The 13,229-nt window shown below is 72.2% G+C and carries 9 protein-coding genes and 1 other RNA gene; 7 read left to right on the top strand and 3 right to left on the bottom strand.

Annotated elements, in window-relative coordinates; genetic code table 11:
* Positions 1-11 precede the first annotated feature (11 nt).
* The 7 genes from ffs to IM787_RS10350 all read left to right on the top strand — a co-directional run bounded on the left by ffs (position 12) and on the right by IM787_RS10350 (position 5,213).
* An RNA gene (ffs, locus tag IM787_RS10380) (signal recognition particle sRNA small type) lies at positions 12-108 on the top strand.
* 177 nt (positions 109-285) lie between these two features.
* Positions 286-726 (top strand): hypothetical protein, encoded by a 441-nt coding sequence (locus IM787_RS10375; protein ID WP_193676596.1) that lies wholly within the window; start codon positions 286-288, stop codon positions 724-726.
* A gap of 250 nt (positions 727-976) precedes the next feature.
* On the top strand, positions 977-1,540 hold the full coding sequence (locus tag IM787_RS10370) for a hypothetical protein (protein WP_193676595.1): 564 nt from the start codon (positions 977-979) through the stop codon (positions 1,538-1,540).
* A 65-nt stretch (positions 1,541-1,605) separates the two neighbouring features.
* A complete protein-coding gene (locus tag IM787_RS10365) occupies positions 1,606-2,028 on the top strand; it encodes a response regulator transcription factor (RefSeq protein WP_227494261.1) in 423 nt (140 codons plus the stop codon).
* Positions 2,025-2,792, top strand: coding sequence for a YaiO family outer membrane beta-barrel protein (locus tag IM787_RS10360; protein WP_193676594.1), 768 nt, complete (start codon positions 2,025-2,027; stop codon positions 2,790-2,792). The genes IM787_RS10365 and IM787_RS10360 overlap by 4 nt, the downstream gene beginning before the upstream one ends.
* Positions 2,773-3,822, top strand: coding sequence for a HEAT repeat domain-containing protein (locus tag IM787_RS21765; protein WP_193676593.1), 1,050 nt, complete (start codon positions 2,773-2,775; stop codon positions 3,820-3,822). The genes IM787_RS10360 and IM787_RS21765 overlap by 20 nt, the downstream gene beginning before the upstream one ends.
* Positions 3,819-5,213 (top strand): glycosyltransferase family 2 protein, encoded by a 1,395-nt coding sequence (locus tag IM787_RS10350; protein WP_193676592.1) that lies wholly within the window; start codon positions 3,819-3,821, stop codon positions 5,211-5,213. Before IM787_RS21765 ends, IM787_RS10350 begins: the two co-directional genes overlap by 4 nt.
* Here IM787_RS10350 and IM787_RS10345 read toward each other — a convergent pair.
* Genes IM787_RS10345 through IM787_RS10335 form a run of 3 tightly spaced genes read right to left on the bottom strand, consistent with a single transcriptional unit; the run spans position 5,210 to position 13,183 of the window.
* Entirely contained in the window at positions 5,210-7,465 is a 2,256-nt protein-coding gene (locus IM787_RS10345) for a sensor histidine kinase (RefSeq protein ID WP_193676591.1), read from the bottom strand. The genes IM787_RS10350 and IM787_RS10345 overlap by 4 nt on opposite strands.
* Entirely contained in the window at positions 7,462-10,716 is a 3,255-nt protein-coding gene (locus IM787_RS10340; RefSeq protein WP_354004394.1) for a UvrD-helicase domain-containing protein, read from the bottom strand. Before IM787_RS10340 ends, IM787_RS10345 begins: the two co-directional genes overlap by 4 nt.
* Entirely contained in the window at positions 10,709-13,183 is a 2,475-nt protein-coding gene (locus IM787_RS10335) for a PD-(D/E)XK nuclease family protein (RefSeq protein ID WP_227494260.1), read from the bottom strand. The genes IM787_RS10340 and IM787_RS10335 overlap by 8 nt, the downstream gene beginning before the upstream one ends.
* Positions 13,184-13,229 lie beyond the last annotated feature (46 nt).

Below are 13,229 nucleotides of genomic sequence, written 5' to 3'. Positions count from 1 at the left end.
GAATCCCCCCTGACGGGCCTCCCCGCATGGTGAAGCGGCCAACCGGGTCAGGTGGGGAACCAAGCAGCCCTAACTGCGTAGCCAGTGCCGGGGGTAAGGCTCGTCAACTTCCCTCCCGACCTTCCCGTTCCTCCCCGCGATCCGACCGCCGGTCCTGCCGCAGCGTGCCGGATGTCGCACATTCGCCGACCGCCGCCGGCCGCGGCATTCCCACCCTTGCTGCATTCGCTTACATTTGCCCGGAGAAGAACGGAGGGCAGAGTGAGCAAGTCCCGGGCAAACGCCATGCCCGACGCTTCGGAGCGCGCGCTCGAAGTCGTCGAGAAGAACACCGACACGTCCTGGGCGATGTTCGAGGCCATCCAGGGCCAGTCCGAACGCGGGTTCGAGAAAACCAAGCCCTCGGAACTGAGCGTCACCAATGTCGGCGGCCTGCGCGTGGGGCCCGCGACGCTCGACGACGTGCTGGTGGAGGTGCGCCGCAACAACCGCGTGTGCCCGCTGCCGACCGTCTGGCTGCGGCTCTACGCCCTGCTCCCCAACAAGCCGACCGACTTGCCTGGCGTGCCCGCCACGCGCGAGGAATGGGGCCGCCTGCCGTCGCTGCAGAAGCGTGCGCTGCTGCGCGCGCACATCGAATGGGCGTCCGCGCAAGGCGTGCTGCCCCAAGTGCACCAGGTCCTGAAGGCACTGCCCGAGACCAAGTGGCACCACATGGGCGAGTGAGCGCGCGGGACCGCTCCCGCTGAGGTTCGCGGCGCGTGCAGCGCCTCCGACGTTTGTCCGCCGCCCGCCCGGTGCCGACCCGGCGCTCTTCTTACAAGATCCGGAAGCAGGCTCCCACAAACTTTCCGAAACGGCAGCGCCAGACTCCGTTCCCATCACTGGGAGGTGAGCCATGGAGAAGGTCGGTCACACCGGCGGAAATGCCGGCAATCGTTGGGAAATTCCGTCGGGCCCGTGGGCCGTTGCCGCCATGGCGTTGTGGGCCGCTGCCCCACTCGCCTTCGCGCAGGACGCGCCGCTGCCGCCGGAGGGCGTGGTGCTGGCGGAAGCGCGGGTCGAGCCGCGGGTGCGCATGCAGGTGGAAGCGAGCGCCCTGCCCCGGCTGGAGTCGCAGGACAGCGGCTTCCAGGCGCCGCGGGTGGACGTCTCCCTGTTCCCGGCCAAGGCGCGCGGCCTCGGCGCCGTCGTCGGCATGAGCGGGTTCTCCGCCAACGCCGCCCAACCGCTGGGCCTCGCCCCGCGCAGCAGCAGCGTCGACCTCGGCGTGCGCTGGACGCATACCCTGGAAAGCCAGAACCAGATCGACCTGACCGCCTGGAAGCGCATGAACGGGCCGGACGACGCGTACGCCCTCATCAACAACCGGCAGCAGGCGGTGTACGGCGCCCGGGTCGAGATGAACATCAAGCCCGCGAAGGTCAGCTTGATGGGGCTGGAGAAGGCCTTCCTCGGCTTCCAGCTGGAAAGCGGCGCGAAGATCTCGATCAAGCGCAAGGACGGCCGGCCGATGGTGTACTACCGCACCACCTTCTGAGTCGGCGCGCGGGGGACCGCGCAGCGCCGCTCCCGTGCGTTCTGGCGTAGGCCACAATCCGGCCCTTGCAGCGCCGCATCGCGGCCGGACCCATGGAACAAGAGAAGCCGTCACTGCCCATCGCCCTCGTCGTCGAGGACGACGACCACATCGCCCACCTGCTGAAGTTCATGCTGGAAAGGGCCGGCTACCGGGTGGAACTCGCCCGCGACGGCCGCGTCGCGCACGACTACATCCAGTCCCAGCCGGCGCCCACCGTGGTGCTGCTGGACCTGATGCTGCCGTTCTTCGACGGGCTGCAGTTGGTGACGCTGGTGCGCAGCCAGCCCTCTTGGCAGTCCGTGCCGGTGATCATGCTGACCGCGAAGGCGCAGGAGAGCGACATCGTCCGCGCGCTCGACGCCGGTGCCAACGATTACATCGTGAAACCCTTCCAGCCGGACGAACTGCTGGCACGCTTGCGCCGGTTCGTCCGACCCCGCCCATGATCGCCAGACTCGCCGCCGCCCTCGCCTCCCTGCTGCCGCTCGCAGCACTTGCCCAGACCCCGTCCGCACCCGCCGCCCCGCGCTGGCAGGCCGCGCTGACAGGAGAACACAGCCAACTGGACAACGGATATGCCGACTGGAACAGCACCACGCTGCAGCTGTCGCGGCGCTGGAGCCAGCGGCAGCTGGCGGAGATCGAACTGACGCGCACGCGCCGCTTCGGCCAGGACGACACGGAGATCGCCGTCGGCGGCGCCGTGCCGCTGGGCGATGCGCTGACGGCGACCCTGCGCGCCAGCCACAGTCCCACGCACAACGTGCTGGCGCGCTCCAGCGTCGGCGCCGCCCTCCAATACGAGTTCCGGCCGGCCTGGCTGCTGCACGGCGGGCTGCGCCACACGCGCTACGACGCCACCGACGTCGACCAGGCCAGCGTGATGCTCGAACACTACTTCGGGGACTTCAGCGTCCTCGCCGCGGCCCACCGCATCCGCGCCTTCGACCGCCACACGGGCGTCGGCGAACTGCGCGCCAGCTGGTATTACGCCGACCGGTCCTCGGCCGGCGTGGTCGCCTCGGCCGGCCGCGAAGTCGCGCAGGTCGGGCCCGGCGTGCTGGCCATCGCACGCGTGCGCTCCCTCGCGCTGGTGGGGCTGCACGCGCTGGACGAGCGCTGGAGCCTGCGCTGGGGCGTGCACCACGTGCGCCAGGGCGGCTTCTACACCCGCCGCGGCGTGACGCTCGGTGTCCAGGCCACTTTCTGACCCGTACCTGATCGCCGCCTTCTGGACGGGGGTGGCGGCCTTCCTCCTCACGCTCACGCTGGTGGGCGTGATCGTCTTCCTGCGCGTGCGGCTGCGGCTGCGCGAACGGCGCTGGGACCGCTTCGTCGCCGTCTGGCGGCCCGCCTTGCTGGCCGCCATCCTCGATCCGGGATCGGCGCCGCCGCTGCCGGACCTGCGCCCCGGCGAGAGCGTGCTGTTCCTGCGCCTGTGGGCCTACCTGCAGGAATCGCTGCGGGGCGACGCGGCGCGGCTGCTGAACGAGACGGCCTTGCGCCTGCGCATCGACGAGACCGCGCGCGCGCTGCTCGTGCGCGGCTCGCGGACCGAACGCCTGCAGGCGGTGCTGGCCGCCGGCTACCTGCGCGATGCCCAGGCCTGGGAGGCGCTCGTCGCCACGGCCCGCAGCAGCGACAGCCTGCTCTCCGTGAACGCGGCCCGCGCGCTGGTGCGCATCAACCCGCTGCGCGCGGCCAACGGCCTGCTGCCGCTGGTGGTGACCCGCGCCGACTGGGACATCGGGCGCGTCGCGGGTTTCCTGGCCGAAGCGCGCCAGGCTTTCTGGCTGCTGATGGCCAAGACCATCCCGCTGCTGCAGCTGCAGGAACTGCAGCGCGCGCTGCTGCTTGCAGAAGCCCTGCGCATCCAGCTGCCGGAAGCGACGCTCGCCCGGCTGCTGCAGCCCGAGCAGCCCACCGGCGTGCTGCAGGCGGCGCTGCGCCTGAGCGACAGCCCGGGCCTGGCCGAACAGGTGCTGCGCTTCCTCTCGCACCCGGAAGCCGCGGTGCGCGAGCAGGCCGTCCTGCAGATGGGGCGCCTGTCGACCCCGTCGGACCTGCCCGCGCTCACGGGCATGCTGGACGACCCGGCCTGGCCCGTGCGCATGGCGGCGGCACGCGCGCTCGCCAGCCTGCCCTTCCTCGGCTCCAGTGCGCTGGAAGCGCTGGAGCAAGACCATCCGCAGGCCGTCGACATGCTGCGCCAGGTGCGCGCCGAGCGGGGGCTGGGATGAGCGCGCAGCTGCTGGTCGACATCGCCACCTGGTTCATCCTCGCCTACTTCGCGCTGCTGAACGCCGGCTACCTCACGTTGAACCTGCTGTCGCTCTGGCGGCTGCACCGCAGCCAGCAGGAGCAGGTGCTGGAGGAACTGCCGCAGGTCTTCAGCGGGCTGGAGCCCGCCATCAGCATCCTGGTGCCCGCCTTCAACGAGGAAGCGTCCATCGCCGGATCGGTACGGTCCATGCTGCAGCTGCAGTACCCCGAGTTCGAGGTGGTCGTCATCAACGACGGCTCGCGCGACGGCACGCTGGACGTGCTGAAGGACAAGTTCGACCTGGAGCTGTTCCCGCAGGCGGTGCACGAGCAGATCCCCACCAGGCCCCTGCGCGGCGTGTGGCGCTCGCGCACCCACGCCAACCTGCGCGTGATCGACAAGGAGAACGGCGGCAAGGCCGATTCGCTCAACGCCGGCATCAACGTGGCGCGGCACCCGCTGTTCTGCGGGGTCGATGCCGACTCGATCCTGGCGCGCGACAGCCTGCACCGCGTGGTCAAGCCCTTCCTGCGCGACCCGCGCGTGGTGGCCAGCGGCGGCACGGTCCGCGTGGTGAACGGGTGCGAGATCGAGGCCGGCTTCCTGACGCGCGTCGGCCTGCCGCGCAACATCTGGGCGCTGTTCCAGGTGGTCGAATACCTGCGCGCCTTCCTGTTCGGGCGCCTGGGCTGGTCGCAGGTCAATGCCATGCTGATCATCTCCGGCGCCTTCGGCCTGTTCCGCACCGACATCGTCGTCGCGGCCGGCGGCTACAAGCCCAAGACGATCGGGGAGGACATGGAGCTGGTGGTGCGCATGCACCGCATGCTGCGCGCCCAGGGCGTGGACTACCGCATCGAATTCGTGCCCGACCCGGTGTGCTGGACCGAGGCGCCCGAGGACCGCCAGACGCTGCGCAACCAGCGCATCCGGTGGCAGCGCGGCCTGTCGGAAAGCCTGGTGCCGCACTGGGGACTGATGTTCAGCCGCCGCGGCGGGCCGCCCGGCTGGCTGGCCTTCCCCTTCATGGTGGCGTTCGAATGGCTGGGACCGATCGTGGAACTGGGCGGCTACATCTTCATGGCCTTCGCCTATGCGTTCGGCTGGGTGTCGTGGGAGGCCTTCGCCGTGTTCCTGTTCTTGGCGATCGGCCTGGGCATCCTGCTGTCCGCCTCCGGCCTCCTGCTGGAGGAACTCGCCTTCCACATCTACCCGCGCGCCAGCCAGCTCGCCCTGCTCGCGCTGGTGGTGGTCGCCGAGAACTTCGGCTACCGCCAGTTGAACAGCTGGTGGCGCATCGTCGGCCTGTACCGGTGGGCGACCAACCGGCAGTCCACCTGGGGCGCGATGAAGCGCAAGGGGCTCTAGGCGCCCCCGGAAGGCAGCGCCGGCAGCTCGAAGAAGAATTCGGTGCGCACGTTCGGCTCGCTGGTGAAGGCCAGCCGGCCGCCGTGCGCCTCCACGATGCTGCGGCAGATCGCCAGCCCGAGGCCGGTGCCGCCCTTGGCGCGGCGGTCGGAGGAATCCGCCTGGGCGAAGCGCTCGAACACGCGAGCATGGAACTCCGGCGGCAGGCCCGGGCCGCGGTCGACGACGCCCACGCGCGCCAGGCCGTCGCGCTCCTCCACCACCACGTCCACCTCGGCGTCGGCGGGCGAGAACTTCGCGGCGTTCGACAGCAGGTTCACGCACACCTGCACGATCCGGTCGGCGTCCGCCATCACCCTGGGCTCGGCGCGCACGTCCAGCTTCAGGCGCACGCGCAGGCCGTCGGCGTAAGCCTGGGTGTCGCGCAGCCCCTGCTCCACCAGCGCGCGCAGCGGCTGCGGCGCCATGCGGTACTCGATCTTGCCGGAGGCGATCTTCTCCAGGTCCAGCATGTCGTTGATCAGGCGGATCAGCCGCTCGGTGCTGTCGTGCGAGATCGCCAGCAGCTGTTTCGCATCCGGCGGCAGCTCGCCGGCGGCGCCGGAAGACAGCAGGTTCAGCGAGCCGTAGATCGCCGTCAGCGGCGTGCGCAGCTCGTGCGAGACGGTGGAGATGAACTCGTCCTTCATCCGCTGCACTTCCTTGCGCTGCGAGATGTCGTGCACGAACGCGCTGAAGAAGCGGTCCTCCCCGATGCGCACCAGCCCCACGCGGATCTCCGCTTCGATCTCGCGGCCGGCGCGGTCGACCAGGGTGCGTTCGAGCGGATGGTCGACGACGGTGGTGTCGCCGGACGCGAGGAAACCCTTGAGGGCGGCCTCGAAGGACGCCGCATAGCGGGCCGGCAGCAGAAGTTCGCTGACGCGTCGTCCCAGGACCTCTGCGCGCTTCCAGCCGAACACCGCTTCGGCGCGGGTGTTCCAGTCGGTGATGCGGCCCTGCAGGTCCATGCCGATGAAAGGGTCCTGCGCGCCCTCGATGATGGTCTCGATCCGCTGTTCGTTGGCACGCACCCGGTCGAACGCCTCGCGCAGCTCCATGGTGCGCTGCTCGACGCGCTGCTCCAGTTCCGCGTTCAGCGCGCGCAGCAGGGCGGTCTTCTCGCGCACTTCGGCCAGCATGGCGTTCAGCGACGAACCGAGCACCTCCACCTCGCGATAGGCATGCGAAGGCTGCACCTCGCTGTCGCCGCCGTGCGCGAGCCGCCGCGCCGAGGCCGCCAGTTCCAGCAGCGGCCGGGTCACGGCGCGGGCCGCCGCCCACCCGAGCAGCGAGAACAGCACCGCCAGCGTCACGCCCCAGGCGAGCACGCGCTGCTGGATCTGCCGCAGCGGCTCGTAGGCGACGTCCAGGTCCTGCCGCACCAGCACCCGCCAGCCCAGCCCCGGCGACGAGAGGAAGCCGCGGCTGCCCGCGTGTCCCACCAGGTACGACTTGCCGTCGGGCCAGGTTTCGATCACGTGGCCGCGCACGCCCTGGCCGGCCTGCTTCAGGCTGGGCAGCTCGAGCTTCCTGCCTTCCAGGGCCGCCGGGCCGAGCAGCACCACGCCCTCGGCGCTGACGATCAGGGGCTCCACCTCGCCGCGCCGGCCCGGCCCGAAGATCGTCTGCCGCACGTCCTTGGCCCAGTCCCAGGACACGTGCGCGCCGAGCACGCCCGTGGGCCCGCCGCCGCCACGCAGGGGAAAGGCCACGTCGAAGAAGCGCTGCGGCTCGCCGTCGCTGGTGGGCAGCAGCTTGGCCAGCAGCACCGCTTCGTGGACGTCGCCGAGGTGGACGCCCGCCAGCGCATTGCCGAACCAGGGCCGCTGCGACACGTCGGCGCCCTTGAGCATGCCGGCGCTGGCGGCGCGCACGACGCCCTTCTCGTCGGCCACGCCCAGCCAGGCGTAGAAGCGGTAGGTGTCGCGCGCCGCGTCCAGTTCCGCCTGCACGGCGTTCCAGTCCTTCAGCGCCGCCACGCGCGTGGACATCAGCTGGATCTCGCGGTAGCGCTCGAACATGGACCGGTCCAGCCGGCCCGCCGTCTGGCCCGCCAGCTCCGCCAGGTTGGCGCCGATCGAGGCCGTCACCCCGGCGCTCGCCGTGCGCTCGATGACGAAGGTCAGCACCACCGTGAGCAGGATGGACAGCGCGGAGAACGCGAAGGCCAGGTACTTGCCGAGCGTCCAGAGACGGCCGTTGCGTTTCATTCCACCACCACCATCGTTCCCCGCGCCGTCAGGAAGGCCGTGCGCACCTCGGCGCCAGGATGCGCGGCGGCCACCGCCTCGCGATACCGGCGCATCTGTTCCACCAGCAGCGGCTGGCGCTCCGGCTGGGCCGCCGACTTGAAGTCCAGCACCCACCATTCGTCGGCACCGCGGCGGCGCACCAGGCGGTCCAGCCGCAGCAGTTCGCCGGCATGGTGCAACTCCACCTCGTTGCCCTGCCAGTCGACCCGTTCCGGGTTCCACGCCCACGCGCCTTCGCCCTGCAGGATGCGTTGCGCCATCGCGGCGGCCTGCTGCGCGGATGCGGCATCGAGCGCGAAGCGCCGCTGCAGGTCGCGCAAGTGCGCGGGCTGGAAGGCGGAGCCGGGCCGCACCGTCTCCAGCAGGCGGTGCATGGCTTCACCGAGCCGCGACGCATGGCTGCCCTCCGGCGTCGCGGGACGCAGCCATTCGACCGTCGCGGGCTGGACGGTGCCGGGCACCACGCGCAGCGTGAAGGCTCCCGAAGCCGCGGCCTCCGCCCGCAGCGGCGCCGCCGCGCCGGGCGCGGGCAGCAGGCTCGCATGCGGCAGCAGGCGCTGCCACCACGTGGCCGCCGCGGGCGCCGACAACGGCACCACGGAGGAAAGCACCAGCTGCCGCTCGGCACGGGTCATGGCGACGTAGAGCGCATTGAGTTCCTCGCGGGCGCGCGCGGCCTGCTCCACCTGCAGCGCCTCGACGCTGCAGGCCGGCGGCTTCGTCTCGCTGGCCAGGAAGGCGAACCGCCAGGGCGCGGGCGCTTCGCCGGGCCACTCGCACAACGCGCCCATGCTCTCCGGCCGCGCCGGCGTGGCGTCGGTGTCCAGCATCAGGACGACCTCGGCTTCGAGGCCCTTGGCGCCATGCACGGTCAGCAGGCGCACGACGCCGTGCGCAGCCACCGCCGGCCCGCGGATGCCGCCGGCCTTGAGCGCGCGCACGAAGGCGTACGGCGTGAGGTAGCGGCCGCCGTTGACCTGCAGCGCGGTGCCCAGCAGCGCCTGGAGGTTGGCCAGCACGGTGTCGCGCAGCGGCGGCGGCGCGGCCCGGGCGAAGCGCGCCAGCACGTCGCCATCGTCGTAGATCGCCTGCAGCGCATCGTGCGGCGGCAGCGACTGCACCCAGCGCTGCCACTTGCGCAACGTTGCGCCGGTGTCGGCGAGCGAGGTGGGCAACCCCGCCGGGGGCTGCTGCAGCAGCTCGAACCACCCGCGCGGCGGACCTTCCGCACCCGCGGCGCGCGCCAGAGTGGCGAGCGCCACCAGGGCGTCGTCGCCGCAGCCGAACAGGGGCGACTTCAGGGCCCGGGCGAGCGACAGGTCGTGGCCCGGCGACACCAGCGCATCCAGCAGGGCCGCGAGGTCCTGCACCTCCGGCGCTTCGCACAGGTCCGTCTTCTCGGGCTGCTGCGCGGCGATGTGCAGTGCACGAAGTTCGTCCTCCATGACGGAGAGGCGCTCGCGCCGGCGCGCCAGCACCATGATGCGGCCGGGCTCCACGCCGGCGCGGATCTGCGCCGCCAGCCAGGCGGCGGCCTGCCGACATTCCAGCGAGACCAGCCGTTCCTCGGGCAGTTCGCGCGGGACGGTGAGGCTGTCCCGCCAGGCCATCCCGGCGTCTTCCGGCGCCGTGGCTTCCGGCCGCGGGATCGGCGGCAGCGCCAGCACGGCGCCTTCCTCCGACGCCTCCGTGGTGTGCGCGCGGAAGTCGTGATAGGCGCCCTCGTCCTGCGCCGCCTCCATCACGGCGTTGACGGCATCGAGCACCGCCGGGGCGTTGCGATGCGTGTGGTCGCAGCTCAGGCGGTCGCCACCCAGCGGGCCGGCGATGAACTCCTGCGCCGCCCGGAACACCTGCGGCTCGGCGCGGCGGAAACGGTAGATGCTCTGCTTCGGGTCGCCGACGATGAAGACGCTGGGACCGTCGCCGCCGGCACCGGCATAGCTCGAGAGCCAGGCATGCAGCGCCTGCCACTGCAGGGCGTTGGTGTCCTGGAACTCGTCGATCAGCAGGTGGCGCACGCGCTGGTCCAGCCGCTCCTGCACCCAGCCGGCGAGCACCGGGTCGGACAGCAGGACGTGCGCGGTGCGCTCGACGTCGCTCATGTCGACCCAGCCCTGCTCGCGCTTGAGCGCGGCATACGACTCCAGCAGCTGCCGCGCGAGCCGCGCGATGCGGGCGTGGTGCAGCCAGGCTTCGTGCTGGTGGAGGGCTGCGCACAGCCGCTGCGCGAGGGTCTGCGCCGTGCGGACGTCGTCGATCCCGGGCAGCTTGTCGTTGAACTTGCGCGGCTCCTGCTCCTTGGTGAGGAGCGCCGCGGCCGCCGCGTCGAAGCGGCCGGCGGTCACGGCCTCTTCCAGTTCCCGGCCCTTGGCGGAGAACGTCGGAGCCGACGCCTGGCCGAGGACGCGCGACGCGGCGTAGAACGCGTCGCGGACCCAGTCGAGCGCCATCGCCTCCGAGGGCTGCGCGAGGCCCGCGAACTCCTCGAAGACGTCCCCGAAGGGCTGGACGGAATCGGCGACCACGCCGACCGCGTCCGCCATGGCGAACTCCACCCGCTTGGACAGTGCGGCCGCCAGCGCCTTGAGCGTGTTGAACCGCCCGTGCGCCGCCACGCTCGCCTCGTAGTCGGCCCGCGCCTGCGGGTCGCGCTCGACGGCCGCATGGAAGCGGCGCCACACGCGGGCGACGGCCTCCTTGTCGTCTTCCAGCAGCTCGAAGCGGGCGGGCAGGCCGAGCGACTGCAGCACGGCCACGGGTGCGCCGCGCAGGAGGGCCGCGAACCAGCTGTGAAAGGTGCGGATCTGCACCGGACGCCCGGACCGCAGCAGGGCCGCATACAGGCCGCGCAGGGCGTCGCGCGTGGCGGCGTCGTTCTGCGGCAGGCCGCGCGCGGAGAGTACCGCGGCGAGCTCATCGTCCGACGCGGTGCTCCATTGCGCCAGCCATTCCTGCAGGCGCTGGCGCATCTCGCCGGCGGCCTTGCGGGTGAAGGTGATCGCGAGGATCTCTTCCGGCCGCGCACCGGCGAGCAGCGCGCGCACGATGCGCGAGACCAGCATCCACGTTTTGCCGGCACCGGCGCAGGCTTCCACCGCCACGTGGCGGCGTGGGTCGCACGCGATGGCATAGAAGGGCGCCCGGTCGACCGGGCGGCCGTTGTGTTCGTAGGCGGGGCCGGCGGTACTGCGCAGGACTTCACTCACTCCAGGCATCCCTCCGGCACAGGCCGCGCGCCGCGCAGAACTCGCACACCCGGCCTTCGCCCAGCGCCGGCAGCGGCGCGCCCTGGGCGATGCGGCGCATCTCCGACTGCACGGCCTCCTCGAGCAGGTGGGCGGCCTGGTCCAACGCCGGATGCGGCACCGCCTTGACCTCGCCCCGCTCCCCGATGTTGAGGTAGGCCGCCTGCAGGTCGCGGTGCGGCAGCAGCAACGCATAGAAGGCGAGCTGCGTGTCCTCCAGCGGCGACTTCATGCGGTCCTTGCTGGCCTGCAGGCTTTCCGTCTTGTAGTCCATCACGATCGCGGCCTCGCCCGGCAGGCGGTCGACGCGGTCGATGCGGCCGGCCAGCTGCAGCTCGCCGAGCGTCGCCCGGTGCTCGCTCTCGGCGGACTCGAACACCGCCCCCGCCGCCTCGTGCCGCTCCAGCCAGTCCAGGTAGCCCTCGCGCACCGCGGGCCAGCCCGCCGCGAACGGCAGGAACTCGCCTTCGGCCAGCCGCTGCCCCGCGATGCCTTCGCGCGCCAGCGTGTCGAGCAGCGCGACGCGCTCCGCGCGCGGCAGGTCGCCGCGCTCGCGCATCGCTTCGTGGAACGCGCGCAGCACCGCATGCAGCCAGGTGCCGAAGTCGCGCTTGTCGACCTCGGCCTCGATCTCGTCGGCTTCCTTCAGGCCCAGCATGCGCAGCGCGAAGAAGCGGTAGGGACAGCGCCGCAGGTCCTCGTAGCTGCTGGCGGAGACCTGCGCCGGCAGCAGGCCCGGCGCCTGCACGGACGGCGGCTGCACCGGGTCGGCCTGCTCCTCGCGCTCCGCGCGCGGATCCGCGGCGGGCAGCCCGACGCCCTGCAAGGCCAGTTCCTGCACCAGCGGGCTGGCCAGGCTGCGCTCGCCGGTGTCGTCGCTCCCGCGCCAGAGGATGTCGATGCGCGGCACCTGCAGCGCGCCTTGCCAGGCCGCGCGCTGCGCCGCCTCGAGGTCTTCCCGCAACGGCAAGCCAAGCAGGCGCCGTTGCGCCTGCGACCAGCCGGTGGCCGGCTCGGGCGACGCGGGCAGGCTGCGTTCGTCGCAGCCCGGGAGCACCAGCGCCGCGAACGGATGGCCGAGCAGCTGGCTCATGGGCAGCACGACGACCTGTTCGTCGCCGGCATGCGGCGGCACGAAGCTGACCGCTTCCAGCACCTCGTTGGCCCACGCGGTGAAGTCGCGCAGCGTGAGCCGCCGCAAGGCCGGCGCCCACGCGGACCAGTCGTCGGACGCGCCGTCCTCCAGCCGCAGGGCCTCGAGGATCTTCATGCCCGCGGCATCGCCGCGCAGCAGCGGCCACTGGCCGCAGGCCTGCAGCAGGCCGCGCAGCGCAAGCTGCCACTCGAGCAGCGTGCGCGTCGTCTGCATGTTGTCGCGCCATTCGGCGATGCGCTCCACGGCGCCTTGCACCGACGCGGAGTCGCCCCAGTCGCCCGCGCGCAGTTGCCGCCACTCGCGCTGCGCCGCACGGCGCGCACGGCGCTCGATCGCCTGCACCGTGCCGGGCGGCAGGGCGGGCACGCCCTTCAACCAGTCCAGCACGGCGTCGCTGGCCGCGTCCCAGGCGCAGGCGCGCAGCGCCGCCATCACGTGCGAGGCCGCGCGCGTGGTCGACAGCTTCCAGCCCGTCTCGTCGTGCACCCGCACGCCGCGCGTGAACAGCAAGGCGCCGATGCGCCGCGTGAGCACGCGGTCGGTCGCCCCGAGGGCGACGGGCACGTGGCCCTGCTCCAGGTGGCGCAGCACGCACGCGGCGGCCCGTTCCGCTTCTTCCGACGCGTCGGTCGCTTCGTGCAATGCCGCTTCGCCCAGCGGCAGGTCGCGCGGCCACGCCCAGGTCTGCGCCCGCTCGCCGAGTTGCGCGGCCAGCGCGCTCGGGATCGGCTCGACCTGGAAACCCTCCATCACCAGCAACAGGTCCACGTCGCGGGTCAAGGTGCCATCGAGCAGGGCATCCGTCGCATGGCCGGAAGCCGCCGCCCACTCGAACGCGATGCGCGCGATGGCCGCCTCCGTGGCGAGCGCCGGTGCCTCCATGCCTTGCAGCAGCTGGGGACGCAACCGCGCGGCCCACCCGGCACGCTGGGCCGGCGGGACCGCGCGCGCGGCACCGGCCGCCTGCCAGGCCGCCTCGACCAGCATGCCGGCCAGCGTGTCCGCCTGCGCGCGCAGGCCGCCCTGCTCCAGCCAGCCGCGGGCCGTCAGCAGGTCCCGGCCGATCTCGAAGGAGAGGTCCGTCTCGCCCGGCTCCCACGCCTGCTGGCGCGCCCAGTTCATGCTGGTCTCGAAGCGCGGCGCGAAGCCCGTGGGCGCCAGCCGCGCCCAGAACTGCCGTGCCACGGGCATCAGCTGCGCGTAGGGCAGCAGCACGACGGTGCGGGCCGGATGCGCGCCGCGGGCCGCCATCGCAGCCTGCAACTTGCGCATGAGGTCTTCCCACGGCCGCGCCGCCGGATGCGGAATTGCTATCGCA

Source organism: Ramlibacter pallidus (assembly GCF_015070875.1).
GTDB classification, from domain to species: Bacteria; Pseudomonadota; Gammaproteobacteria; order Burkholderiales; family Burkholderiaceae_C; genus Ramlibacter; species Ramlibacter pallidus.
The sequence above is the reverse complement of the archived record's forward strand: the minus strand, read 5'-3'. Positions and strand labels throughout refer to the sequence as shown.